The sequence below is a fragment of the Dyadobacter sp. BHUBP1 genome, from assembly GCF_050587785.1.
Classification (GTDB): domain Bacteria; phylum Bacteroidota; class Bacteroidia; order Cytophagales; family Spirosomataceae; genus Dyadobacter.
Genome location: NZ_JBOBIH010000007.1, coordinates 39533 through 64954, shown reverse-complemented (window position 1 = coordinate 64954; position 25422 = coordinate 39533). Strand labels below are relative to the sequence as shown.

Here is a 25422-nt window from a genome sequence, read left to right as displayed (position 1 = left end):
TGCGGTGGAAGAAATTGTTGAGGAAAGCGGGGCAAATGGAGCGGGTGAGCAGCTGCCCGGCACGAGTCGTAAGCTCGCTTTGGGAAATACCTCGCCGAAGGCATAGTTATTGAGCAATTTCTCGCTGCTGATTTCCCACTTTCAACGGAGATAACTCTCTACAAAGTCGTGAATAGTGATAACTTCATCATACTGGTGATTAACTGCGGCTCTTCCAGCATCAAGTTCGGTGTTTATCGCCGAGCGGGTGAAAAAATACTGAAAGGGAAAATTAACCAAATCGGAAGCGGAAAGTCGTCTATGCAGGTCGAGGGCAGTGACACGCGCGTTGCTCCGATCGGCGGTGCTGAGGAGGCACTGGCACAGATCGTCTCATATCTGGAAAATGTCCATTTGCTGGGCGGCATCAGAGCAGTCGGGCACAGGATCGTTCATGGACGCAACCGCAGGCGGCCGGTGTTGATTTTAGACGAGGTACTGACCGAGCTGAATGAAAACAAGCTGCTCGCGCCAATTCATATGAACCCCGCGTTGGCGGTCATCGACAGTATTAAAAAGCTATTGCCCGACGTGCTGCATGTGGCATGTTTTGACACGGCCTTTCACGCAGGTCTGCCTGAGGTGGCCCGGATGATGCCTCTTCCGCGGTATCTGACCCAAAAGGGAATCGTACGTTATGGCTTCCATGGGTTGTCGTGTACCTATTTGCTCCGCGAATTCAGGAATAGGGTAGGCGAGGAAGCTGCCGGAGGCAGACTAGTCATCGCGCACCTGGGTAGTGGAGCAAGTATGACGGCGGTCAGGGAGATGAAAAGTATAGATACGACGATGGGGTTTACTCCCGAAGCCGGGCTGATGATGGGCTCCCGCCCCGGCGACATGGATCCGGGCATACTGACTTACCTGATGAGATCGGAAGGGTTTGGTTTGACTGAAATTGAGAAACTGGTACAATCCGAATGCGGCCTGCTAGGCGTGTCGGATACGACCGCGGACATCGGAGAACTGCTCGAAGAGGCTCGGCAGGATATTCGCGCGAGGCAAGCTGTCGATTTATTCTGCTACCAGGCCCGAAAAGCGCTCTGTGGCCTCTGCGGTGCACTAAGAGGGCTGGATGCGGTGATTTTTTCCGGAGGAATCGGGGAAAATTTCCCGGCCATCAGGGCACAGATTTGTGACGGGTTGGGTTTTCTCGGCATTTCTCTGGATGAGACCAGCAACAAGCACAATGCGTTTGAAATTTCCCGCTCATCTGGGTCCACGCGTGTGTACATGATCCGGACGGATGAAGAGCAAATTATCGCTGAACAAACCCAGCAGGTGCTGGATAATGCAAGCTAAAAAACCGATTATGGCAGAGATTAACATGAACGATCTGGAAATGGTCGATGGATGGTGGCGGGCAGCCAACTATCTGTCGGTTGGTCAGCTTTACCTGCTCGAAAATCCGTTGCTGCGCCGTCCGTTGCGGCCTGAGCACGTTAAAAGGAACATCCTGGGCCATTGGGGAACTACGCCGGGTCAGAACTTTATATATGCTCATTTGAATAGGGTTATTCGGCTGTACGATCTGGACATGTTTTATATTTCCGGTCCGGGGCACGGTGGGCCTTCGGTGGTTGCAAACACTTATCTGGAAGGAACTTACTCGGAAATTTATCCGGAAATCAGTCAGGACGAGAAAGGACTGCAGAAGCTGTTCAGGCAGTTTTCCTTTCCTGGCGGTATCCCGAGCCACGCTTCGCCTGAATGCCCGGGATCCATTCACGAAGGCGGGGAGCTCGGCTATTCATTGAGTCACGCTTTCGGAGCAGTGCTGGACAATCCGGGGCTCATCGCAGCCAGTGTAGTTGGCGACGGAGAGGCTGAAACCGGGCCACTGGCAGCGGCCTGGCATTCCAACAAGTTTCTTAACCCGGTTACGGATGGGGCCGTACTGCCGATCCTGCACCTGAACGGCTACAAAATTGCCAATCCCACCGTTCTGGCTAACATTAGCCGTCAGGAGCTCGGGGATTTTCTGCGAGGTTGTGGTTGGGAACCGCTGTTCGTGGAAGGGGAAATCCCCATGCAGATGCACCGAGAAATGATATCGGCAATGGACCGGGCCGTTCATCAAATCCAAAGCATTCAATCCGGTGCACGGAACATGGGACATTTGCACCGGCCAGTATGGCCGGTGATCGTGCTCCGGTCTCCCAAGGGGTGGACAGGCCCGCAGGAGGTGGACGGCAAGAAGATCGAGGGGACGTTCCGTTCACATCAGGTTCCGTTGCCCTCGCCAGCGTTGCATCATCAGTATCTGCCTCAATTGGAAGAATGGCTGCGGAGTTACCGGCCAGACGAGCTTTTTGACGAAGCGGGCCGTTTATATGCCGGCATTGCGGCGCTGGCTCCTGCGCGCGACCGCAGGATGGGCGCCAATCCGCATACCAATGGCGGATTGCTGCTCAGGGACCTGCAAATGCCTGACTTTACGCAATATGCCGTGACAGTTCCCGCCCCGGGGGAAGAGAGTGCTTCAGACACCACTGTACTGGGGCGTTTTTTGCGGGATGTCATCAAAGCCAATGCAGCCACACGTAATTTTCGGATTTTCGGGGCGGATGAAACAGTTTCCAACAAGCTGGACGCTGTATTTGAGGCCTCATCCCGGCAGTGGATGGCCCCAATCAATAAAGAGGATGAATTTCTTGCCACCGAGGGACGCATGCTGGAAGTTCTCAGTGAGCATTTATGTCAAGGCTGGCTGGAAGGCTACTTGCTTACGGGCCGCCATGGCCTTTTTAATAGCTATGAAGCTTTCATCCACATTGTCGATTCGATGTTTAACCAGCATGCGAAGTGGCTGAAAGTGACGCTCGGTATTCCCTGGCGAAGGAAAATCGCGTCTTTAAATTACCTGCTGTCATCACATGTATGGAGACAGGACCATAACGGGTTCACGCATCAGGACCCTGGATTTATTGACCATGTGATCAACAAAAAAGCAGAAATTGTCAGGGTGTACCTGCCACCGGATGCCAACTGCCTGTTATCGGTAGCCGACCACTGCCTCCGGTCGAAGCATTATGTAAATGTCATTATTGCCGGCAAGCACCCGGCCCCGCAGTGGCTGGAAATGAAGGCAGCTATCACGCATTGCAGTATGGGCATAGGTATATGGCATTGGGCAAGCAACGACCATGAGCACGACCCGGACGTGGTGATGGCTTGTGCGGGCGATGTGCCTACGCTCGAGACGCTGGCGGCAGTCAGCATTTTGAGAAAACACCTTCCGGCGCTGAGGATCCGGGTCGTGAATGTGGTCGACCTGATGAAACTGCAATCGAACCGCGCGCACCCGCACGGGCTCGATGACCGGGATTTTGACCTGCTTTTTACCCGTGACAAGCCGGTGATTTTTGCCTATCATGGCTACCCGTGGCTTATTCACCGGCTTACTTATAACCGCACCAACCACAACAACTTTCATGTGAAAGGATATCAGGAGGAAGGTACCATTTCCACACCCTTTGATATGACGGTGTTGAACGGGCTCGACCGGTTTCACCTCGTACGCGAAGTGATCGAGAGACTACCTGAAACCAGCAGCGCTACTACCTATCTCGGCCAATTGATGGAAGAAACGCTGATCCGGCACAGGGCCTACATCAACGAACACGGACAAGACATGCCCGAAGTGCGGGAGTGGAAATGGAATGTCGGAGCGGATTTTAAATAGGCGTACGGGTGCTTCATGGCACTTTGTGGCACGGTTATTTAGCTATTGATCGTGTTAGTCTTTGAGGAGTGGCCTGATAGCTGGCTAAACAAAGCTTACTATCAGATCTGAGAATAAATCCTTAGAACTTGGTCTGGACAATTCCAGCGAAAGGAAAAGACTAATAAAAAGGCTGTTTTCGTAAAAGGAAACAGCCTTTTTTGTGCAGCAGAGTATCTGAAACCTTCGAGTTGGCGAGCCATTTTCCATCAATAGCAAAAAATAGCAAATATCCGGCCTGGATACCAGCCGGGAAGGCGTTCCCCAGCGGGGATGGGAATTGGCGGTAATTTTCCACAATACATACTGTAACAGCGGCTTTTGCCAGGGGCATGTTTATTGACACGTTTTCCAGCTTTCGCAGCCCGGTAATGCGGGGTGTTTTCTGTCACTAAACGTCGATTACTATGTCTGTTATAAAAGTCATCGAGGTAATGGCCAATTCCACCGAAAGCTGGGAGGACGCGGCCCAGACGGCTGTAACACACGCCGCCCAAACATTGAAGAATATCCGGTCGATTTACGTCAAGGAACTTACTGCGGTTGTCGAGCAAGACCGGATTACCGAGTACCGTATCACGGGCAAGATCAGCTTTGAACTGCTGGGCGGCGGCGGGCCGCAAACCTGACACCGGGGTACATATTATCGACGCCATGAAATCGATGTTGATATTAACGGATTTTTCGGAGGGGGCTTTTAGGGCTGCCGAATATGCCTGTGGATTGACAGGACCGTTGCAAATCAGCCGCGTGGTTTTATATCATGCATTTCAAACGGTTGTTGGAGGGGCCGAAATACCTGTGGTTCAGGATGGACAGCAAATCTACCTGGAAAGCATGCAGGAACTCGGCTTAGTGCACGATCGTATCAGGCCTTTGATAGACAGTACCATCACGATCGACCTGATGGCCGAGGATGCCTATCTGTCAGAACGGATCAACACGCTGTGCGAGGAGCAATCCATTGATATAATGGCCATCGGCGTAGCGGGTAAGTCCGGATTAGAGAAACTGTTGGTCGGAAGCACTACGACTCAAATTCAGCGGACCAGCGCGTATCCATTGCTGATCGTGCCGGAAGAAGCATTGATCGGCGGTGCACTTGCCACGGTGGTTTTCACCACGGACCTTCAAGATTTGCCGGTTAGGCAGGCGAATCGTCTAATGGAAATTCTCAATGCGTTTAGGCCGGAGCTCCATGTGGTAAATGTGCGGTATGAGGGAGAAGAGCGTCGTGCGGCAGAAGACGACGCCGACCTATCGGCTCTGCGCAGCACGTTCGCGCAGTACGATCCCAAATTTCATTTTATCGAGGGGGATGATACTGCCGCACAGATCCTGGCATTTTCACAGTTGCACAATGCATCGATGATCGTCGCTGTGCATAGGAAACATGGTTTTCTTTCCGGGTTGTTCCATCGAAGCGTGGCCGGGAAGCTGGCCCATAATGCCCGTATTCCTGTATTGAATTTACCCGGTTTTGATCCATAATGCAGGTTCATACCCAATTGTAGTGGTCGATCACTTGGCCTGCTTTTTAATTAGCAAAGGCTGTTCATTACCTGAACAACAGGATTCTTCCTATATGTCTCAACTGAACGTTTTAATGCAAAAGCCAACAATAGCTGCAACAAGAATGATATACGGCTCCTGGATCTTTTTGATATAAATCAGGGCCAAAACAGTCAATATGGCGATAATGGCAGAGGGGACGTCCACGATCGAGCGCGTGGCGATGACAAACACAGATCCTACCAGAGCGCCGACAACCGCGGCTGTAATCCCATCTACAAATGCTTTGATACTGGCGTTTTTGGCTATTTTTTTAAAGTAGGGTGCAGGCAAAACGGTAAAAACAAAGCACGGAAAAAATACCCCTAATGCCGCTACGGCCGCGCCGGCGAACCCCGAAACGAGGAAACCGATAAAACCAACGGTGATCACTACCGGCCCCGGGGTAATCATGGCCACTGCTACGGAGTCCAGAAACTGCTGTTCATTAAGCCACCCCATTTGGTTGACTACCCCGGCTTGCAGAAACGGGATGATTGCAAGTCCACTGCCAAAAACAAATGCGCCGGCTTCGGTAAAAAACAATCCAAGCTGCACAAGTTTGCCTGGATGGAACTGCCAGAACCCGGTTCCGGTCAAAAGGATCGCAGAAAGCGCATTTCCCTTCTTTTGCATCCATTTGGGCGGCGCTTTCACTGCCATATACACGAACCCCAGAAGGATAAAAAGCCAGACCTCTTCCCGTTCCAGAATTGCCGTGACAACGGCCATTGCCAGAAAAAAGACCCAGAGCAGCCAGCGGCTTTTGATTGCCTCCGGTTCAATCTTGCTTACTGATTTGAGCGTGAGCTTATAGCAACTCAGGGTAATGATCCCAATAACGGCAGAACCAACACCGTAAAAAACCGATTGCATCCAGGGCAGACCTCCGTAGACTTTATAGGCCATACCCAGCAATACCACCATAATAAACGAGGGGAGTACAAAGGAAAGGCCCGTCAATGTGGCGCCCCAGACTCCATAATGGACGTAGCCAAGGTAGATCCCAAGCTGGGCGGCCAAAGGACCAGGCGCGAGTTGTGCCAAAGCGAGACCTTCCCGGTACTCGTCTTCGCTGATCCACTGGCGCTGCTCGACGAGGTCGCGGTGCATGTAACCTACCAATGCCACCGGGCCGCCGAAGCCCAGAGCACCCAGTTTCAGGAAATATTTGGTGATATCTGCAAGACTATACTTGATGACGTCTTTTTGCGCCGTACTAGGCTCCATACATGTTTTTGTTTGAAGGTATCTGATCAGTCAGGGCAGGGTTTAGTGATTTGAATGTGATCCATGAGGTGTTTTTCCAAGAATATCCAGCGCGGCGCGAAATCCTTTCGCGAGCTCTTCGGCAGCCCCTCTTCCATAATAGTGCAGGAAAATCATCCGGGGCTCTTCGTCAAGCATGTGGTTGTGCACTGCGACCACTTCCAGGTTATGCTCACGCAGTACTTTGATCACGCTGTTTACCTCATGGCCCAGCATGGCGATATCGCCGGCAATGTGGGCATTGGCTTTTGTGCCAGCAAAACTTGCCCAGGAATTCAACCCGATAGCCGCGGTCATTTCAGCACCCATTGACATGACGGTTATATCCTGACGGCCGACAGTGTACTTATAAGTCGGTCCGTTCACCACTCCCGTGTATTTGACAATCGCATCCAAGGCACTTATATCAAATAGCTCCTTAGCGGTTTGTGCAGCGGGAGCGGTCTGGGCTGGTTGGTTAGCCGGAGCTATTTTGGCGTCTTTGATCGCGAGTGCGAATTTTTTCGCAAGTTCTGCCGGGCTTCCCATTCCATGAAAGTGCATGTAAAAGATGCGCGGCTCCTCGTAAAAGAAGTGGTTGTGGATCGCTCCAACTTCCAGGCCAGCTGCCTGCGCTGCTGAAATCAACGGGTTCACCTCTTCTTGCAGTAACACGGTGTCGCTCATCAGTACAGCCGATTTGCCATCCACCGTTTTTTTGATGGAAACCCAGCCTCCGAAGCCAAAGGAAATCGGGACACTTTCTGATTTAATGGAAATTTTTAAGTCATTTCTCGGTAAAGCGATCGTATGGACCGCCTGGGCCTCATTGTAAGTACCCTTTTTACCGATTGCGCTTTCGATTGCAGCTATCTCTTCGGCCGACAGCGCTGGTGTTTTTAACGGTTTACCACTGGTCGCCGGCGTATAAAAGCCCGCCAGCCCCGCGGCAGTGAAAGCTGAACTTGTTTTCAGCCAGTTTCTTCTGGAAAATAGTGTATCGTTTATCATCGGTTATGTTTGGTTGGATCATGTTGTCATGACGTATGGATACGGTGCAATACTATCACATTGCCATACCAAAGGATAGAATGAAAATTACGATTTGTATGGATTTTACTTTTGAGGACCCAATTCCAATGTAAGGTAATGTATGTACAGCGGCTTCTTGCAACAATCTGACCTCAATACGCGCCAGGGCAGCAATGTTTACTACCGATACCGCTTGTTGACTACGTCCACAACCACGTTGGTTATAGCAGCCGAAGGAGCAGAATTTATGAGCAAGTTAAATTCCGCGCGATGGCGTCCAACTATTAATAAATATAAGAATCTATCAAATAACCATTCCCAATATATGAGATGAAGGCGATTTACTTTATGATTGTGCTGGTGTTGATTTGCTGTCGCAGCGAATCTACCTTGTTCATAAATCCGAATAAGTTAATTGGAACGTGGATTTCTAATTCAGCAAATGTCCCGGATCATTTCAGATGGACGTTTGATGTAAGTAACCTGTATAATTGTACGCTATGCCGGAATATAGAACGGCCTGATTCCTATACCTAATATGCGGTTCTTCATTGTCACTTGTCTGACAGATCGCCAATAATTTAAGAAGTGCAAGTAGCATGCGCGTTTTAGAGATTTCAACTCCGGCCACGAGCATCATTTCGGTATAGTTCTTCCGACAATACTTGCATGAGCGGGTCTCGGGATCTAATCCTACATGGGTATCCCCCCGGAGTACATAGCTATTGTAATGGAGACAAGCGTCGCTGATGCCTGCCTGGATTTTCATTAACCAATCCTCGTTTTGATGCAGGGGAAGTTGTAGTGAGGAGCAGAACACACTTCGAGAACCACTCCAACCGCGAAAATATCACTGATCCGCGCTGTTATGGCCATTCAGCCGATAAGATAGGGAAACCAATTTAGAGCTTAGCAAGTATTATGACAAATTATGCTTTCAACAATATCTTTGCCTATTACCGAATGCCCTCATTTGCCCAACCTTTGTTCAATGCCGCGATGGATTATTGTCTGGCATTCAGGATCGGAAACAGACAACTCTGCATGCCCCGGGAAGTATTCGTGGAAGCCGGATTGAACATCAAGAAAAAAACACTATAAATCCTAACCCTTATCATAAATGACGTTTACACGAAAAGAGTTTTTGAAAACAGCCACGCTGGCCACAGCCGGCTTGCTCGCTATACCTTCATCCTTCGCAGCCCATACCATCCAAAAACAAGCTCTCCCCTTACCTCATTTTCCGGATAGACTGCACGCGTTTTTATGGAGGAATTGGGGGCTGGTGCCTGTCGACCGGCTTGCCGCGGTGACAGGAGCAAAACCTGCGGATATACTCCAACTGGCCGCTGCAATAGGGTTGTCCGAGGCGAAACCGGTTCCACCCGACCAGAAGCAACGAAGTTACCTGACAGTGATCCGGCGCAACTGGCACTTGCTGCCCAGGGAACAAATGCTGGAATTGCTGGGCTGGACGGACGAACAGCTGACCTTTACCTTGCAGGAAGACGATTTTTTTTACATCAAACTCGGAAGTATCAAGCCGGAATGTGAACCGATCCGGTTTAAATCCTCCTCGGAGGCGACTAAAAGTCGCGAAAGATGGCTAACCGACGTAATCCGGGAAGAGTTCGGAAACGGGTTGCCCCAGCATAGCGAGCCGCTTTTTCAGTTTGTGAAGGAATTGTCGAAAGTGCCGGGTAATACCGGCGAAGAACGTTCATCGGGTTTTTCACCCCGATTCGGCTATGCTTATTTCGCCCTTTTCGGCGATCCCCTGTTGCAACCCGACATTGACCCGTACCCCGACGGTTATCTGGCTCAAATGGCGGCTTCGGGCATGGACGGAACCTGGCTGCATATCGTGCTTTCAAAACTAACCCCATTTCCCTGGGACCCTGCTTTGAGTGAACATTGGGAGCAGCGGCTGGAAAACCTGGAAAAACTGGTCCGCAAGGCAGAAAAACACGGGATAGGGATTTACCTGTACCTCAATGAACCGCGCTTTATGCCGCTCGCTTTTTTTGAGAAACATCCTGAACTGAAAGGTGTGCAGATCGGTGAGCAGGCAGCCCTTTGTACCAGCCACCCCGACGTTCAGAAATACCTCGTCGACTCTATGGCCATGATCACTTCCCGGGTACCCGGGCTGGCGGGCTTCTTTTCAATTACTGCATCGGAGAACCATACCAATTGCTGGTCTCACGGGAAAGGCGCCGAATGCCCGCGCTGCTCCCGGAGAGGTCCCTCGGCGGTAATCGCCGAGCTGAACCAACTTTACCTGAAAGGAATAAACCAGGGATTAGCAACAGTGAAACAGCAAAAAGGGCCCGGTCTGATCGTGTGGGATTGGGGTTGGCAAGCGGGCTGGGCAGAAGAAATCATTCCTGCATTGCCTAAAAGCGCCGCACTGATGAGTGTAAGTGAGTGGGACCTTGAAATCACCAGGGGCGGAGTGAAAAATAAAGTAGGGGAATATTCCATCTCTTCGGTCGGCCCGGGGCCGCGGGCGGTGCGGCATTGGGAAATAGCGCGGAAAAACGGGCTGAAAACCATTGCGAAGATCCAGGCAGGCTGTACCTGGGAAATTGCGGCGGTCCCCTACATTCCGGCGGTAGAGAACGTCGCGCGGCATGCGGAAAACCTGCGCAATGCCGGGGTCGATGGCCTTATGCTCGGCTGGACGTTGGGCGGTTACCCATCTCCCAATCTGGAAGTCGTAGCCGAAATGGGCAGCGGCAAAAATATCAGCGGCCTGGAAGCTATGCGGAAGGTGGCAGCACGCCGGTATGGAGCGGCCGGTGAAGCGGTAACACAAGCCTGGCGGGAATACAGCAAGGGATTCAGTGAATTTCCATACCATGTCGGCGTGGTGTATTCGGCACCTTTGCAGGCAGGCCCTTCGAATTTGCTATGGCCGAAACCTACCGGCTACAAGGCAAGCATGGTAGGCCTGGCCTATGACGATGTGAACAGCTGGCGTGCGAACTATCCGGTCGAAACTTTCATTTCCCAAATGCAGAAAGTGGCTGCGAGTTTCGAAAATGCGCAAGCGCAGCTGCGCCGGGAAACCGCCGGCTTGAATTTGCCGCCAGAGACCCGAAAAGCTCTCGATGCTGAATGCGGGATAGCCGAAACAGTGGCGATACATTATAACAGCGTAGCTAACCAGGCGGCATTTGTGGCGGCCCGGGACAGGCTGGCCGGCGAAAAGGAAAGGGGAAAAGCCATGGAGCTCATTGCGGTAATCGAAGATATCCTTCACCGCGAAATAGTACTTGCCAAGCGTATGGCGCAATTGCAGGGTGGCGACAGCCGGTTAGGCTTTGAGGCTTCCAACCACTACTTCTACGTCTGCAACGACCTGGCCGAAAAAGTAATTAACTGCCGCGACCTGTTGGACCGTTGGATTCCTGCGGTGAAAAAGGCATGGTAACAGCTGTGATATGCGAACTGTGCACTACGATAGTATCAGTATTAAGAATGATGGTACAAGAAATTGCTGGATGGGAAATATAATTTTGCCGGAAACAGAAAATGTGAAACAATATTGGCTTTGAATCGTGATTCTCTAAAAGAATAATGGTAAAGGCCTGTGGTTGGCAAATATAGTCCGGTCCGGCAATGATTATGCTGAAATACTTCCTGCTAAATGCGTGCCTTTTTTGCGTCTCCATTGCCTTTTCAGGTGGTCAAACGTGGAATCGGAACAAAACTGCCGAACCTGCCCTCACGTACGAGGTGGCGCGTGCCCGAAGAGCGGTGAAAATCGACGCGGACTGGAACAAGCCTGCCTGGAAAAAGACGAAATCCATAGTCATCGAAAAATACATGGGCGCCATTCCGAAGTTCAAGCCCGGGGTGGAAGCCGATTTTGCAGGTTAGCAGCTATTTTAGGTTGCGGGTATAACGGCAAATTGGTAATTTGAAGGCCGCACATAAACATTTTGATCAACATGACCAGCTTTAAAACAAGTCGCTTACCTGCATTCCTTTTGCTGAACATTATTATCGCGGTGGTCGCCGGCTTTCGCGTGTCGGGAGATTGGGTGGTGCTCTTCGATGGAACGAAACTGGACGGCTGGCACAGCTATAACCAGCGGCAAGCGGTAGGATGGTTCGTGGAAAACGGTACGCTCACAACCGACGGCACAGGAGGAGACCTGGTCACTGACAAAGAGTATGGCGATTTTGAGCTCGAGTTTGAGTTCAAAATCCCGAAAGGCAGCAATAGCGGGGTGTTGTATAAGGTTATTGAGCAGCCCGATATCAAACGGACTGTTTTTTCAGCGCCTGAATACCAGATTATCGACGATCAGAATTACGTGGTCAAAGATTCGACCGGAAAAAATATCGGCTTGAAACCCGTACAGCTTACCGGCGCGAACTACGATATGAACCCGCCCCTGGACGCAACCGCGTTCAAGCCCGCCGAAAGCTGGAACACTGGCAGAATTGTCGTTTCCAAAGAGCATGTCCGTCATTTTTTGAACGGCAAGCTGGTGGCGGATTATCAGTATGGCGATGCAACATGGCAGGCAAAGGTTGCAAAAAGCAAGTTCCGGGATTGGCCGTATGCCACTGCCCATCACCGGGGCAAAATCGCCCTTCAAAATCACAATGCCAAAGAAAAGGTCTGGTTTCGCAATATCCGGATCCGCGAAAATTAGGCCGTCAGGGCTTAGTCGGCAGTTAATTGAGGGGCACAAGCAATGTGACAATTTATGAGTTTTGGGCAATGCGTTATTCGTTTTCACGAACAGTTGAGTTATTCAGGTTCCCCCTTACCCGAAGGCATCGGCGTGATCAATCCATTTATCGAGTCAACTACGGCGATGGATAATCTCAGGGCCTTTGCCCAAAAATATCTTGACGATAAAAATCAGCGCCGGATAATCCTGGGGATCAATCCCAGCCGGTTGGGGGCCGGGGTAACAGGCATTCCCTTTACGGATACTAAACGGTTGGTTAGCGAGTGCAAGATCCCGTACAATGGAAAGCCTACGCACGAAGTTTCCTCGGTCTTTATGTATGAAATGATCAATGCTTTTGGCGGCGTAACTGATTTTTACAGCAGATTTTATATTAACTCACCATTCCCTCTGGCGCTTACAAAGACAAATTCAGAAGGAAAACAAATCAACTATAACTATTACGATAGTGCAGCGCTAACGAAAGCGGTTTATCCATTTATCGTTAAGAGCATGTGGCAACTAATTGATCTCGGAATAGCTACGGACTCCTGCTTTTGCCTTGGAACGGGACAAAATGCCAGGTTCTTACAGCAGCTAAACAAGGATCATGGATTTTTTGGCAAGATAATACCGCTGGAACACCCAAGGTTTATTATGCAATATAAAAGCGCTGCAAAGAGCCTGTACATTGAAAAGTATATAATGGCTTTAACGGCTGCAGATACAGAATTTCTTGCAGCCAATTCCACTCCGGATTTTAACCATTGATGAACTATGCTTCTAAAAGGAATTAATGTGATACTCATGCTGGTCGCCGTGTTTATGGGACTTAAACAAGGTTGGGCCATGTTGTCTGGAAAGCCAGAGATGCTGAATTTGTTTGGTAAGTGGGATTTTACGAAAACGGGCGTCGCGGTACTGGGTTTAGTGACAGCCCTGAGTGCGGTATTGATCATCTTTCCGAAAACCTTTGTTTGGGGAAATTTTCTGATGGCCGCCACGATCCTGCTCATTATCTGCTTTCACCTGCTCGATAAAGACCTGAAAGGCGTGGGGGTCGAACTGCCATTTTTGCTGTTGAATCTGATCATTATTTACTTGCAGCACCCTTTCAAAAATGGTCTTTAATAAGACGGACAAACTTGACGGTGATCGAGCCGTTTAAAATGGTTGAATTGAAATTATTCCACCGGTATCAGCTCATACTTACAGGCTGGTCCGGTGGTTTTGCTTTTATTGCCGTGTTGCCAGATCAACAATATAACCAACATCAACGCGGAGCTTCTCTAATGGCAGGCATTTTTTAGTCTTTTCTCAATCAACAAACAATGCCTGTTATGCAACCATTTGAAATCAACGTATCAAAACAAGTTATCGAAGACCTGAATCTGCGTCTTCGCAACACACGTTGGCCGGACAGTCTGCATTTGTCCGGCTGGCATCTTGGAACTGATATCAGCTATCTGAAAGAAATCACAGACTATTGGCAGAATGGGTTCGATTGGTTCAGCCAGCAGCGGGAGTTGAACAAACTGACACATTTTACCGCCCAAATTGAAGGATTTAATCTCCATTTCATTTGGCAGAAAGGGAAAGGAACCAGGTGTATACCATTGCTGCTTTGTCACGGCTGGCCGGATTCCTTTTTGCGCTTTCAAAAACTGATACCACTTCTGACCGATCCGGTAGCTTTTGGCGGAAATCCGGAAGATGCTTTCGACGTGATTATCCCCAGCTTGCCCGGGTTTGGATTTTCAGACCGGCCCTCCCGGAAAATTTCATTTATAGATCGGACGAGCCGCTTGCTTCATAGGCTGATGACCGAAACGCTGGGCTATTCCCGCTATGCGGCACATGGAGGAGACGTTGGCAGCGGACTGGTCGAACGTCTGGGGATGACAGTTCCCGACTCGCTGATCGGAATCCATCTGCTGGACATTCCGTATTGGCATCTTTTTGCTGTACAGCCCGAGGATTTGTCCTCTGACGAGAAGCAATACCTGCAAGACGGACAAAATTGGCAATTTGCCGATGGCGGATATGCGATCGAGCAGTCCACGAAACCACAGTCGCTGGCTTACGGGCTGAATGATTCGCCGGTTGGGCTAGCAGGTTGGATACTCGAAAAGTTTTACCAATGGAGCGATTGCGATGGAAATCTGGAAAACAGCTTCACAAAAGATGAACTGCTGACCAACCTAACTCTCTATTGGGTTACCCAGACTATCCGTTCATCTTTTACCCCTTATTTTGATGAGGATCAAAACCCACCGCAGATGACGGGAAAGATTGGTGTTCCGACCGGTGTTGCCATATTTCCCAAGGACATTCTACCTGCCCCGAAAAGCTTTGCCGACAGATTTTATAACATTGTCCGCTGGTCTTATATGCCCAGAGGCGGACACTTTTCAGCATGGGAGGAGCCAGCGTTGCTGGCTGCCGACATTACCGAATTCCTGAGACCTTTGCGCGGCGATCTTTAATTGCTTTCCAGCGCTCGGTCCTGGTCCCAATGATGAAAATTCACGCGGTTTAGTATCGTTCGCCTTAATTATGGAGATTCATTCAGAAGGGCGTCTTAATAGCTATTCCACGGCGTTTACACGCTCGCTGCTGCCGCAGTTTGTGCAGGTCGTGTCCGTCACGGCAAGTTTTTGCCCGCAGCGCTTGCAAACAAGCTCATCGCTTGCCCGACAGCTCTGGTTGGTAAATTCCGCATCGATTTCCGGCAAAATGCCCAGCCCGGGATGGACCTCCCTGTTCCTGATCAGGGTAAAAGAGCCGTCTGCCTCAAAGTACAACCTTTTAACTTCGCCCAAATGCCGGATGCCGTTACTTCGGAGCTGAGAAAATGCCTTTTCCTTGGTAATACCTGTCATTTTCATATTTGGAAGATGCAGCTTACTGTCCTGGACAAGAACGGAGAGATCTCCCTGCGTGATAGATTCGAGCCGCTGGTTATTGGCGCCGACCCTCGCTATGATTTGTTGTATTAAAATGACCACTGTCGCGATGACTACTGCGGCCAATATGCCACGGTCGGGTGCCTGTAAGGGCACACCAATGGCTGCGGCGAGCGATACCATGGCGATCATCTCGTTACGGCTGAGCTGGGAAGCCATGCGTTTCCCCATCAGCCGCATGGAGACCATCAGAACCAGGTAAATAACCGCGATACGCAGTACCACTTCCCAGTAGAATCCGCCGGGGACGTCGCCCAGGAACATGCGCTGCCAATCGCCGAATTGAATGTCTTCTTTTTTCATGCGCGTCGGTCGACATCTTGTGCGGTAATACTGGCGGAACCCCATTGCCGGACGCCGCATTCCGGGCAAGGGCGGCTCCGGTTGTCATTGCCCGGAACGGTGCCGCAGTTGGCACAAACAATGTCGTTTTCGAGGGTGGTTTGCCGAAAGCCAGCTATCGAATGGTCGTCCGATGGAAACAATAGCAAGCCGGGCTTCGGCTTGGCTCCCGTGTAAATGCTGAAAAGCCCGCAGGCTTCGAGGTACACCCGGTCCACGTCGCCCAGGTTGAATATCTCCTTGTTTCGCAGGGCTGCAAAAAGCTGCTGACGTGAGATTTTCGTCTGTTTCAACTCGTCCATCTGCATGACCCCGTTTTTAACCAGGATACTCAGCTTACCCTGACTGATGCGTTCAAACGGTTCACTTTTGTATTCGAGCAAATTGATGCCCCGCTGGAAAACCAGTGCACATATCAGGATCAATGTACAGAGCAATAGGCCGGTTTGAGGCATTTGCATGCCCGGCGACACGATGGCACCGAGTGTAATCATCACAGCGAGTTCGGAAATAGTGAGCTGGCCGCCCATGCGCTTTCCCATAAACCGTACGATTGCCAGCAGTATGACGTACATGATAAAAGTCCTGATCAGGATTTCACCCAGGAAAATGACGGGCGTTTCCCCGAAAAGAATACGGTACCAGTCACCGGGCACAATGTCTTGCTTTCTCATGTCAAGTGTGGTAGGAGCCGGAACGGCTTAGTGCCTATGTTTTCAGTTTTCCCGCGAACGTATCTTGCAAAAGACGATTATCAGGGTTGCGACAGCCAAGCCGGTCGCCGCTTTTTTGAGCAGCCCCGCCTTGTTGTATTTTAACTCTGAATGGCCGCCATGCTCCGCGAAGAGATCCGGAATGTGACCGCTTTTCAGGTCCTGGCCGATCCCTTCCATCATATTGATCCGATCGGCCAGCAAAAGTACCAGCCAATGCGTCCAGGTCGATTCGCTATACCTGAATGCGAACCTTCTAAGCTTTCCGCTCAGGCCGGTAGGCGGATTGGCCGATCCAAAGACCGCCGAAACCGCTGGCCGCTCGTTGGAATGGAGGATTTCGACGAGTTGCGCTTGCTGTGCAGGGCGTTCCCAGATCATTCCCTTGTTATCGTTTTCCGTTCTGCGTTTCATCGGATAGGCTGGCACGTCCAGCGGGTCGGCATCGATTCCCCATCCATTGATGTGCGCATAATTGTTGGCTTTCTTTTTCATAGTAATGCTACTTTTTTGCTGATGGCGGAATAAGTATGGGTTTGATGCAGTGGTCCAGCTTGGCGGAGAAGATATGATAGGCGTCCGCAACTTCTTCCAGGGGAATCCTGTGGGTGATGATCGCTTTGGGGTCGATCCGTCCTGCCTGGACATGCTCTATCAGTCGCGGAAGCAGGCGTTTTACGGAGGCTTGGTTCGCGCGGATCGTTATGCCTTTATTAACTACGTTACCTATGGGTATCAGATTTCCGGTGGGACCGTACACACCGACAATCGAGACAATGCCTCCTTTTTTGACCGAATTAATCGCCCAGTGCAAAGCAGTCGCAGAGCCGGCCTGCAACATTAATTTCCTGCCGGTAATGGTCTGCAAGGCGTCACCGGCTGCTTCACATCCCACTGCATCAATGCACACATCGGCACCTATCCAGTCTGTTGTTTTCTTGATAAAAAGAACCGGGTCTTCCAGCGAACGGAAATTGTAGGCTTCGCATTGTGCATAATTTTTAACGAAGTCCAGCCGGTATTCAAGGTGGTCGATTACCATTACGCGTCCCGCACCAAAGAGCCAGGCTGACTTGGCGGCCATAATGCCAACCGGGCCTGCACCGAACACGACGACTGTGTCTCCCGGTTTAATGCCTCCCATTTCGGCGGCCTGGTAGCCCGTCGGGACGACGTCCGTCAGCAACACGGCGTCATCGTGATCCATATCCTCCGGTATGACAGTCGGTCCGACATCCGCATAAGGTACACGCACATATTCCGCCTGCCCGCCGTCAAAGCCGCCCGCCGTATGCGAGTATCCGAAAATTCCTCCGACTGCGGTAGCTTGTGGGTTGGATTCATGGCAGTTTCCATAAAGTTGCTGCTCACAAAAGATGCACTTCCCACAGGCAATGTTGAAAGGCACGAGCACATTGTCGCCCACTTTCAGGTTCCGGACATCATCCCCGATTTCTTCGACGACGCCGATAAACTCGTGACCGAAGGTGGTTCCGATCCTCGTGTCGGGTACTATGCCGTGATACAAGTGAAGGTCTGAGCCGCAAATACAGGACCGGGTGACCCTTACGATGGCGTCGCCGGAGTGCTCGATTTTAGGCATCGGCTTGTTGCGATCTGCCCTGACCCGATAAGGCCCGCGATAATTCATTGCTAACATGAGGTTGTCTCCTTTCTTTTGATGAAATGTTTAGTTGGCATTATCACGGTTCAGTCCGGTTCATTGCGAGGCGCTGCACGTGATGATGAATGAAAAAGAAGGCGCCGCTCTTTAAAACCATGCCAGGTGAACCAATCATTAGGCCAAATGAGGGAGCACTTTTTCACCGAAGGCCTCGATAAATGGCTGCTGGTTGAGATTGACGTTATGCAGATACAGCTGGGTAACGCCAGCCGCGATGTCGGCCGACAGCCATTCCAGATGCTGGTCGGGGCTGTCGGAGATCCGGACTGCGGCGCTCATATCCTCCGGCCTGACCACTATTCCAACGGCATCAAATCCTGAGGGCGACCGGATATCCGATAGCAGTGAGGAAGCAAAGATGTTATTTCGCCACTGACTGTGCGCGCCCCGCACGGCACTGGCCATATCTTTATCAAAAGACAACTGAACTTTCAGATAAACGGGCTTGCCCTCGCCACCCCCTTCGCGGAATGCATCGATCATCTTTTTCAGTTCGGCCGGGGGGCGGGAAGTGGTGATCATGGCGTCAGCCCAGCTTCCAACCCACCGGGCTGTTTTTTCGGTAAGCGCTGCGCCTACGACAGTCGGCAGGTAGTCTGGCAGTGTGTACAGTTTGGCGTCGAATACTTGTACCAATCCATTGTGCGTAACTGATTCGCCTTTCCAAAGGGCACGCATTATCTCGATGCATTCCATTAAACGCTGATTGCGCTCGTCCTTAGCCGGCCATCTTTCAGCGGTGATGTGTTCATTTAGAAACTGGCCGCTTCCCGCCGCAATCCAGAACCGACGGGGAAACATTTCACAAAGGGTTGCGACTGCCTGTGCGATGATGGCCGGATGGTAACGCTGACCCGGCGCATTCACAATTCCAAAATGCAGGTTGGTAGCTTGCATCGCGGCTCCGAGCCAGCTCCACGCAAAACCACTTTCGCCCTGTGTTTCGCTCCACGGAAAAAAATGGTCGGAAGTGAGAATGTCTGTGAATCCCGCCTGTTGGGCAAGTCCTGCGTAGCGGAGCAACTCGCTCGGTTTGAACTGTTCATGAGAAGCATGGTACCCGATACGGATGGTTGTCATACGGTTGTCTGTTAATTGTCGGGGGTATCCTTAAAAAATGTCGTGGGGCAGCCTCTCTACTAATCTGATGCCCGGTACCTGATTTCGCGGTTGTGGCCAAAGGAGCCCTTCCTGTGCGATCCGTATTCGAATCACTTCCCCACCTTGTGGATCAACCACCTCGCACGCAGAAGACAGTTCGATCCACAGCGTTCCTGGCTGCCGGCTTGTGCTCCAAAGACATTTTCGAGGCTTTCCTGGCACAATATTTAATAGCAATGCGCCGACAAAAACACAATTCACCAAGGTCAGATTGATGATTATTTTGAATTCGAACAAACGGGCAACTGGAGTCACTTTTGATATTTCGGGTGTTGCATCTGTGGTGTTGTGGGCACCAAGGGCCAAGCGGGTGGAATTACTCATTCCCGGCAAGGACAAAACCATTTCATTGATTGGTAAAGAGCTCGGCTACTGGACAGCGGAAACCCGTGACTTGCAATCAGGCGATCTTTACTTTTTTGAACTGGATGGTAGGAGACAACTGCCGGATCCTGCATCACTTTCGCAGCCTGACGATGTGCATGGCGCTTCACAGGCACTCGATCTCAGTTCATTTGAATGGAAGGACGATGGCTGGCAGCAATATCCCCTGAAAGATTACATTATTTATGAAATTCATATAGGTACTTTCACGCCTGAAGGCACCTTCGCTGCCGCGATAGAAAAGCTGGACTATTTGGTTGATCTTGGCATTACGGCCGTTGAGATTATGCCCGTAGCACAGTTTCCGGGTAACCGGAACTGGGGGTACGACGGCGTTTATCCTTTCTGCGTTCAGCATTCCTATGGAGGCGCGGAGGGTTTACAAAGCCTGGTAAACGCGTGTCACAGTAAAGGTCTGGCGGTCATTTTGGATGTGGTGTACAATCATGTGGGTCCTGAGGGGAATCATCTGGAAGCATTTGGTCCGTATTTCACTGAGAAATATCATACCCCCTGGGGGAATGCCATCAATTTCGATGACGCCTGGTGTGACGGAGTGCGGCGGTTTTTTATTGAAAATGCTCTGATGTGGTTCCGCGATTTTCACATCGATGCACTTCGCATGGATGCCGTTCACGCGATAAAGGACTTCAATCCCATACATATTTTGCAGGAGATGAGGCAGAACGTCGATTTGCTGATGCAACAAACAGGTCGCAGGCATTATCTGATTGTAGAGTTGGATCTCAATGATCCCCGTTTCATTAATCCGATAAACAAGGCGGGCTATGGTATGGATGCGCAATGGATCGATGAGTTTCACCACGCATTGCGCGTTGCCTCAGGGCAGGAAAGAACCGGCTACTATTCCGATTTCGACGGTGTCCGGTCACTGGCCAAATCTTACCAGGATGCTTACGTATACGATGGTGCGTTCTCTGAGCACCGCAAGAAGTTTTTTGGCATGAAGACAGAAAATGCAGGAGAGCAGTTTGTCGTTTTTTCGCAGAATCATGACCATGTTGGAAACCGCATGCTTGGCGAACGTACTAGTGAATTGGTAAGTTTTGAGATGCAAAAGCTGCTCGCGGGGGCCGTGCTGGTGAGTCCATATTTACCCATGCTGTTCATGGGGGAAGAATATGGGGAAAAAAGTCCATTCCTGTATTTCGTTAGTCACACCGATCCCGAACTTGCCGAAGAGGTGAGAAAAGGGCGGCAAAAGGAGTTCGAAGCGTTTCATATGGAAGGCGAAGCGCCGGACCCTGAGTCCGAGGAAACCTTCTATCGTTCCAAACTTCAATGGGAGTCGATTGAACGCGAGCCTCATCGCACAATGCTCAATTATTATAAAGAGTTGATATCCATCCGGAAAAGCCAGCCGCCGCTGCGTATACCCAATCGCAGGGAAGTTTCAGTAGAGCACAACACAGAAAGCAAGGTCATTGTGCTTCGCCGCCGGCATGGAACACATGAAGTCGTTTGCCTCATGAATTTTTCCAGCCGGGAACAGTCAGTGGAGATGCCGGCGGATGCATCCCATTGGTACAAACTGCTCGGATCTTCCGATCTCAAATGGGGCGGTTCGCAAGAGATGCCCGGCCAGGTTTCAAGTGGATCGGCATTGGTCTTATCTCCGGAATCAATCACACTTTACACAAATCAATATGAATAACCCCGTTGCTACCTATCGACTACAATTCCACAAGGAGTTTACTTTCAAAAATCTGGAAACAAGGATTCCCTATTTGCGGCAGCTAGGGGTAAGTACTATATATGCGTCGCCTGTTTTTAAATCGACGCCGGGAAGCATGCATGGCTACGACGGAGTAGATCCGAATGAAATCAACCCCGAAATCGGGAGTATGGAAGAATTGAAAGCACTCAGCAGTACCCTGAAAGAAAATCATATGCAATGGTTGCAGGATATTGTGCCCAACCACATGGCTTTTCACTCAGAGAATCCGTGGCTGATGGATGTGCTTGAAAAAGGGACACAGTCGATATATGCCGGTTTTTTTGACATTGCCTGGAACAGTCGTCTTTTTCATGGCAAACTGATGGTCCCGTTTCTCGGGTCGGACCTTGATGAGGAAATCGAAAACGGGAACGTGCTTATTTCCTATGAGTCTGACCGGTTAATGTTGACTTATGAAGGTGCCAGTTTTCCCCTTCATCCCCGATCATATTCCACACTTTTCGAATCGGAGCTGATCAGGCACAATCAGGCGCTTGTGCAGATCGCAACGCAATGCAAAGCCATCGATGAGGTCGAAGGCCCGGCGGTTTTTTCCGAACAATGGAATGAGCTTCTCTTGCAGCTATCTTCATTGATGAAAAATCAAGATGAGAAAGAACTGATTACGCGGCTGCTGAAAGAGGTCAATGACAATCCGGAAAGATTGAAACAGATTATTGACCAGCAGACATATGTCTTATGTAATTGGCAAGACACAAACCGCCGTATCAACTTTCGGCGGTTTTTTACTGTGAATGGGCTGATCTGTCTCAATATTCAGGATGAACATGTCTTTCTGAGCTATCACGCGCTGATTAGGAAACTGGTTGACGAAGGCATTTTCGAGGGGTTAAGAATTGACCATATCGACGGCCTGTACGATCCGACCCGTTATCTGAAAGACATTCGGCGACTGGTGGGAGACGACATCTATGTGGTTGTGGAAAAAATCCTGGATCAAAACGAAGATATGCCGACGGACTGGCCTGTCCAGGGTACAACCGGTTATGAATTTCTGGCGCTGGTCAATAATGTATTTACCAATGCAAATGCCGAGAAAACCTTTACAAGCTTTTATCAGGAATTGACGGGAGACAGCAAGACGGTCAAAGAGCATTTGTTAAAAAAGAAGGCTCATATACTTTTCGAACATATGGGCGGCGAGCTGGAAAACCTGTACGGGTTGCTGGTAGAATTGAATTTGGCAGACGGACAAGATCTGGAACGGGTTGGTAAAGAGCCGCTCAGAAGGGCGATAGGGGAGTTCCTGATCCATTGCCCGGTATACCGGTATTATGGTAATCAAATGCCTTTGAAATCGTCAGAAATGGCAGAGGTTCAAAAGATATTCGATGACGTGAAGAGCTTTCATCCGGAGTTGGAGCAGGCTGTTGCGCTTCTCGAAAATGCCTTACTGATCAAGCCTTTCGAAGGTGATCGGGATTACAACGCTAAGGCCGTAGAGTTTTACCAGAGGGCTATGCAGTTTACGGGTCCCTTGATGGCCAAAGGAGGAGAGGATACGTTGATGTATACCTATGACCGTTTTATCGGGCATAACGATGTCGGCGATTCTCCGAAACGCTTTGGAATACCAACGAAGGAGTTTCACAGTAAAATGAAAAAGCGCCATAACAACTGGCCACTCTCTTTGAATACCACGTCGACGCACGACACAAAAAGGGGAGAGGATGTGCGGGCGCGCCTGAATGTCCTTACTGATCTTTCCGAAGAATGGATTTCTCGGGTAAAACGCTGGCAGGAACTCAATGCACCCCTCAGACAGAAATTTTCGGCACCGGATGTGAATGACGAGTACCTTATCTATCAGACGTTGATCGGCGCCTATCCGATGCCCGGACAGGACGACGATGACTTTGCCGCACGGTTCGACGAATACCTCCAAAAAGCGTTACGGGAGGCAAAGAGGAAGACAAGCTGGGCCGAGCCTAACGAAGAATACGAAGAGGTAACGCAAAAGTTTGCACAGGAACTATTGAATCCGCAAGGGGCTTTCTGGGAGGATTTCGTATCATTCCAAAAGAAAATCGTGGACTTCGGTATTATCAATTCTCTTTCGCAACTCATCCTGAAATTCACTTGCCCGGGAGTGCCGGACGTGTACCAGGGGAGCGAGTTGTGGGATTTGAGCCTCGTAGATCCCGATAACCGGAGGTCAGTGGATTATGAAAAAAGGCAAAGCTGGCTGCATGAATTTGAGGGAGCGGAACGGGATGTACTTCTGCAAAAGCTGTGGAGCGGCCGCAGCAACGGGCAGATCAAACTCTGGCTCACACAGCAGTTGTTTGAACTGCGAAAACAAAATCCGGCGCTTTTTTCAGAAGGAGAGTATGTTCCTTTACAGACAAAAGGCCGGTTCAAAGATCACCTTCTTGCCTTTGCACGTATGCATAAGAAGAATGTAATCATCGTTGCCGTTCCGTTGCACCTGGCTACGATTTGTGGAACGGAAGAGCTTTCTTCTTTTGACTGGAAGGATACCACCATCGAGCTGCCGCCCGCACTTGCATGGGAATGGGAACATTTGCTTACCGGTGATAAGACCGGATATGAAGGCAAAATGCCCGTAGCGGGATTATTTAATAAACTGCCATTTGCGATTTTAAAAGGAAACAGGGTCGATAACGATCGAAGTGCTGGCCTGTTAATACATATTTCTTCTCTCGCCTCCCCATTTGGAATCGGCGATATGGGACCCGAAGCTTTTGCTTTTGCCGATTTCCTGGATCGCAGTGACCAGCGGATATGGCAGTTACTTCCTTTGAACCCAACCGAACCCGCGCAGGGAAACTCGCCGTACAGTGCATTATCCAGCCGGGCCGGTAATCCGGCATTGATCAGCCCCGAGCTTTTGCAGGACGAAGGCCTGCTCGAAAACGTAAACCTTGCGGAATATCATCTTCCACAGGATGGGAAGGTTGATTTTGAAAAAGCGACGAAAATTAAGGGTGAGTTGCTGGAAAGGGCATTTGGCACATTTAACCGAAAACCGGAGCTATTTCCCGAGCAGGAATTTGCAAGGTTCGTGGCGGAAAATGCCGAATGGCTGGATAATTTTGCCCTGTACATGGTCATCAGGGAAAAGCACGATGGTGAACCCTGGACAGCTTGGGGGGAGCCGTTGAGGCTTCGCGATGCGGAAGCATTGAATGCAGTGATTGAACAGGAGCCGGAGAGAATCCGGTTTTTCAAATGGGTACAGTTTGTCTTTCACAAACAATGGAAGTCGCTCCGTCAATATTGCGGCGAGCGGGATATCAAATTCCTGGGCGATATGCCATTTTATGTGAGTTACAATTCTTCCGATGTCTGGGCGCACCGGGATCTTTTTATGTTGGATGAAAATGGAAATATTACCGGGGTTGCCGGCGTCCCCCCCGACTTATTTTCTGAGAACGGCCAGCTTTGGGGGATGCCGGTATATAACTGGGGCGCACACAAGGAGCAGGAATTTGAATGGTGGATAAACCGGCTCAGAAAAAATACCGAACTTTTTGATTTGACGCGTCTCGATCATTTCCGTGCTTTTGCAGAATATTGGGTTGTCCCGGGTAGTGAAAAAACAGCTGTTAACGGAGAATGGAAGCCCGGGCCTGGTTCGGAGTTTTTCAGGGCGGTGAAGGCCGCTTTGGGAGAACTGCCCTTCGTGGCCGAGGATTTGGGGGAGATAGGTTCCTCCGTGTCTGAGCTACGGGATGAATTCTCTCTTCCGGGCATGAAAGTGCTCCAATTCGCATTTGATGAAAGTATGGCCGAGTCACCCTATATCCCTCATAACTACACCCGCAATTTTGTGGCCTACACCGGCACACACGACAATAACACGATCAAGGGCTGGTTTAAAAATCAAACTAGCGACGAATCTCGCGAAAGGCTGGAAGAATACGTGGGTTGCCCGGTAGATGAAGAAAATGTGTATTCAGTCATGGCCAGGCTCACCTATTCGTCAGTTGCCAAAATGGCGGTTATTCCGGTTCAGGATTTACTTAATCTGGATGAATCGTGTAAAATGAATAACCCAGGCTCTGATCAGGCTAACTGGACATGGCGTTTGGTGCCGGGACAGCTAACTCCCGAAGCGGAAACCAAATTGAAGCGCTGGGCCAGGATTTACAATCGCAGGTGAAA

At 50.3% G+C, this 25422-nt stretch carries 20 protein-coding genes; 12 read left to right on the top strand and 8 right to left on the bottom strand.

Translation table 11 applies throughout. The features are described 5' to 3' along the window. Positions 1 to 168 precede the first annotated feature (168 nt). Together ACQ4MZ_RS23990 and ACQ4MZ_RS23985 are read left to right on the top strand one after the other, a co-directional pair. A complete protein-coding gene (locus ACQ4MZ_RS23990; RefSeq protein ID WP_430849319.1) occupies positions 169 to 1341 on the top strand; it encodes an acetate/propionate family kinase in 1173 nt (390 codons plus the stop codon). 10 nt (positions 1342 to 1351) lie between these two features. After that, entirely contained in the window at positions 1352 to 3724 is a 2373-nt protein-coding gene (locus ACQ4MZ_RS23985; RefSeq protein ID WP_430849317.1) for a phosphoketolase family protein, read from the top strand. 160 nt (positions 3725 to 3884) lie between these two features. Here ACQ4MZ_RS23985 and ACQ4MZ_RS23980 read toward each other — a convergent pair whose 3' ends face one another. After that, the gene (locus ACQ4MZ_RS23980) at positions 3885 to 4097 is read right to left on the bottom strand and encodes a hypothetical protein (protein WP_430849315.1); all 213 of its coding nucleotides are present in this window, start codon (positions 4095 to 4097) and stop codon (positions 3885 to 3887) included. A 73-nt stretch (positions 4098 to 4170) separates the two neighbouring features. Here ACQ4MZ_RS23980 and ACQ4MZ_RS23975 point away from each other — a divergent pair, with 73 nt between their 5' ends. Together ACQ4MZ_RS23975 and ACQ4MZ_RS23970 are read left to right on the top strand one after the other, a co-directional pair. Next, positions 4171 to 4392 (top strand): dodecin family protein, encoded by a 222-nt coding sequence (locus ACQ4MZ_RS23975; RefSeq protein ID WP_430849313.1) that lies wholly within the window; start codon positions 4171 to 4173, stop codon positions 4390 to 4392. A gap of 34 nt (positions 4393 to 4426) precedes the next feature. Then, a complete protein-coding gene (locus ACQ4MZ_RS23970) occupies positions 4427 to 5254 on the top strand; it encodes a universal stress protein (RefSeq protein WP_430849311.1) in 828 nt (275 codons plus the stop codon). A 99-nt stretch (positions 5255 to 5353) separates the two neighbouring features. On the opposite strand, the gene ACQ4MZ_RS23965 is transcribed toward ACQ4MZ_RS23970, so the two are convergent. Together ACQ4MZ_RS23965 and ACQ4MZ_RS23960 are read right to left on the bottom strand one after the other, a co-directional pair. Continuing rightward, complete coding sequence (locus ACQ4MZ_RS23965) at positions 5354 to 6544, bottom strand: chromate transporter (RefSeq protein WP_430849309.1); 1191 nt, start codon at positions 6542 to 6544, stop codon at positions 5354 to 5356. 42 nt (positions 6545 to 6586) lie between these two features. Beyond that, entirely contained in the window at positions 6587 to 7573 is a 987-nt protein-coding gene (locus ACQ4MZ_RS23960; RefSeq protein ID WP_430849307.1) for a DUF1259 domain-containing protein, read from the bottom strand. Between the two features lie 1141 nt (positions 7574 to 8714). Between ACQ4MZ_RS23960 and ACQ4MZ_RS23955 the strand changes: the two genes are divergently transcribed. The 6 genes from ACQ4MZ_RS23955 to ACQ4MZ_RS23930 all read left to right on the top strand — a co-directional run bounded on the left by ACQ4MZ_RS23955 (position 8715) and on the right by ACQ4MZ_RS23930 (position 14771). Then, positions 8715 to 11030, top strand: coding sequence for a hypothetical protein (locus ACQ4MZ_RS23955; RefSeq protein ID WP_430849305.1), 2316 nt, complete (start codon positions 8715 to 8717; stop codon positions 11028 to 11030). A 194-nt stretch (positions 11031 to 11224) separates the two neighbouring features. Next, positions 11225 to 11479, top strand: coding sequence for a hypothetical protein (locus ACQ4MZ_RS23950; RefSeq protein WP_430849303.1), 255 nt, complete (start codon positions 11225 to 11227; stop codon positions 11477 to 11479). A 71-nt stretch (positions 11480 to 11550) separates the two neighbouring features. Then, complete coding sequence (locus ACQ4MZ_RS23945) at positions 11551 to 12264, top strand: 3-keto-disaccharide hydrolase (protein ID WP_430849301.1); 714 nt, start codon at positions 11551 to 11553, stop codon at positions 12262 to 12264. A gap of 54 nt (positions 12265 to 12318) precedes the next feature. Beyond that, positions 12319 to 13056, top strand: coding sequence for a uracil-DNA glycosylase family protein (locus ACQ4MZ_RS23940; protein ID WP_430849299.1), 738 nt, complete (start codon positions 12319 to 12321; stop codon positions 13054 to 13056). A gap of 6 nt (positions 13057 to 13062) precedes the next feature. Next, complete coding sequence (locus tag ACQ4MZ_RS23935) at positions 13063 to 13416, top strand: DoxX family protein (RefSeq protein ID WP_430849297.1); 354 nt, start codon at positions 13063 to 13065, stop codon at positions 13414 to 13416. Between the two features lie 209 nt (positions 13417 to 13625). Next, positions 13626 to 14771, top strand: coding sequence for an epoxide hydrolase family protein (locus ACQ4MZ_RS23930; protein ID WP_430849295.1), 1146 nt, complete (start codon positions 13626 to 13628; stop codon positions 14769 to 14771). A 102-nt stretch (positions 14772 to 14873) separates the two neighbouring features. On the opposite strand, the gene ACQ4MZ_RS23925 is transcribed toward ACQ4MZ_RS23930, so the two are convergent. From ACQ4MZ_RS23925 to ACQ4MZ_RS23905, 5 genes are all read right to left on the bottom strand, one after another. Further along, positions 14874 to 15554 carry a DUF421 domain-containing protein gene (locus ACQ4MZ_RS23925; RefSeq protein WP_430849293.1) on the bottom strand — a complete coding sequence of 227 codons (681 nt, stop codon included), beginning with the start codon at positions 15552 to 15554 and terminating at the stop codon, positions 14874 to 14876. Continuing rightward, complete coding sequence (locus ACQ4MZ_RS23920; RefSeq protein ID WP_430849291.1) at positions 15551 to 16267, bottom strand: DUF421 domain-containing protein; 717 nt, start codon at positions 16265 to 16267, stop codon at positions 15551 to 15553. The genes ACQ4MZ_RS23925 and ACQ4MZ_RS23920 overlap by 4 nt, the downstream gene beginning before the upstream one ends. Positions 16268 to 16309: 42 nt before the next feature. Then, complete coding sequence (locus ACQ4MZ_RS23915) at positions 16310 to 16801, bottom strand: hypothetical protein (protein ID WP_430849289.1); 492 nt, start codon at positions 16799 to 16801, stop codon at positions 16310 to 16312. Between the two features lie 7 nt (positions 16802 to 16808). After that, entirely contained in the window at positions 16809 to 17966 is a 1158-nt protein-coding gene (locus tag ACQ4MZ_RS23910; protein WP_430849287.1) for a zinc-dependent alcohol dehydrogenase, read from the bottom strand. 138 nt (positions 17967 to 18104) lie between these two features. Then, entirely contained in the window at positions 18105 to 19070 is a 966-nt protein-coding gene (locus ACQ4MZ_RS23905) for a TIGR03885 family FMN-dependent LLM class oxidoreductase (RefSeq protein ID WP_430849285.1), read from the bottom strand. Between the two features lie 295 nt (positions 19071 to 19365). On the opposite strand from ACQ4MZ_RS23905, the gene treZ reads away from it, so the two are divergent. Both treZ and treY read left to right on the top strand, forming a co-directional pair. After that, entirely contained in the window at positions 19366 to 21210 is a 1845-nt protein-coding gene (gene treZ / locus ACQ4MZ_RS23900; protein ID WP_430849765.1) for a malto-oligosyltrehalose trehalohydrolase, read from the top strand. Beyond that, on the top strand, positions 21203 to 25420 hold the full coding sequence (gene treY / locus ACQ4MZ_RS23895) for a malto-oligosyltrehalose synthase (protein ID WP_430849283.1): 4218 nt from the start codon (positions 21203 to 21205) through the stop codon (positions 25418 to 25420). The genes treZ and treY overlap by 8 nt, the downstream gene beginning before the upstream one ends. Positions 25421 to 25422: the final 2 nt, after the last annotated feature.

Coding starts and splice junctions, on each gene's coding strand:
- ACQ4MZ_RS23905 (WP_430849285.1), bottom strand. CDS start 19,070: ATGACAACCATCCGTATCGGGTACCATGCTTCTCATGAACAGTTCAAA.
- ACQ4MZ_RS23925 (WP_430849293.1), bottom strand. CDS start 15,554: ATGAAAAAAGAAGACATTCAATTCGGCGATTGGCAGCGCATGTTCCTG.
- ACQ4MZ_RS23985 (WP_430849317.1), top strand. CDS start 1,352: ATGGCAGAGATTAACATGAACGATCTGGAAATGGTCGATGGATGGTGG.
- treZ (WP_430849765.1), top strand. CDS start 19,366: ATGATTATTTTGAATTCGAACAAACGGGCAACTGGAGTCACTTTTGAT.
- ACQ4MZ_RS23910 (WP_430849287.1), bottom strand. CDS start 17,966: ATGTTAGCAATGAATTATCGCGGGCCTTATCGGGTCAGGGCAGATCGC.
- ACQ4MZ_RS23960 (WP_430849307.1), bottom strand. CDS start 7,573: ATGATAAACGATACACTATTTTCCAGAAGAAACTGGCTGAAAACAAGT.
- ACQ4MZ_RS23975 (WP_430849313.1), top strand. CDS start 4,171: ATGTCTGTTATAAAAGTCATCGAGGTAATGGCCAATTCCACCGAAAGC.
- ACQ4MZ_RS23965 (WP_430849309.1), bottom strand. CDS start 6,544: ATGGAGCCTAGTACGGCGCAAAAAGACGTCATCAAGTATAGTCTTGCA.
- ACQ4MZ_RS23930 (WP_430849295.1), top strand. CDS start 13,626: ATGCAACCATTTGAAATCAACGTATCAAAACAAGTTATCGAAGACCTG.
- ACQ4MZ_RS23920 (WP_430849291.1), bottom strand. CDS start 16,267: ATGAGAAAGCAAGACATTGTGCCCGGTGACTGGTACCGTATTCTTTTC.
- ACQ4MZ_RS23955 (WP_430849305.1), top strand. CDS start 8,715: ATGACGTTTACACGAAAAGAGTTTTTGAAAACAGCCACGCTGGCCACA.
- ACQ4MZ_RS23935 (WP_430849297.1), top strand. CDS start 13,063: ATGCTTCTAAAAGGAATTAATGTGATACTCATGCTGGTCGCCGTGTTT.
- ACQ4MZ_RS23950 (WP_430849303.1), top strand. CDS start 11,225: ATGCTGAAATACTTCCTGCTAAATGCGTGCCTTTTTTGCGTCTCCATT.
- treY (WP_430849283.1), top strand. CDS start 21,203: ATGAATAACCCCGTTGCTACCTATCGACTACAATTCCACAAGGAGTTT.
- ACQ4MZ_RS23945 (WP_430849301.1), top strand. CDS start 11,551: ATGACCAGCTTTAAAACAAGTCGCTTACCTGCATTCCTTTTGCTGAAC.
- ACQ4MZ_RS23970 (WP_430849311.1), top strand. CDS start 4,427: ATGTTGATATTAACGGATTTTTCGGAGGGGGCTTTTAGGGCTGCCGAA.
- ACQ4MZ_RS23915 (WP_430849289.1), bottom strand. CDS start 16,801: ATGAAAAAGAAAGCCAACAATTATGCGCACATCAATGGATGGGGAATC.
- ACQ4MZ_RS23980 (WP_430849315.1), bottom strand. CDS start 4,097: ATGCCCCTGGCAAAAGCCGCTGTTACAGTATGTATTGTGGAAAATTAC.
- ACQ4MZ_RS23940 (WP_430849299.1), top strand. CDS start 12,319: ATGAGTTTTGGGCAATGCGTTATTCGTTTTCACGAACAGTTGAGTTAT.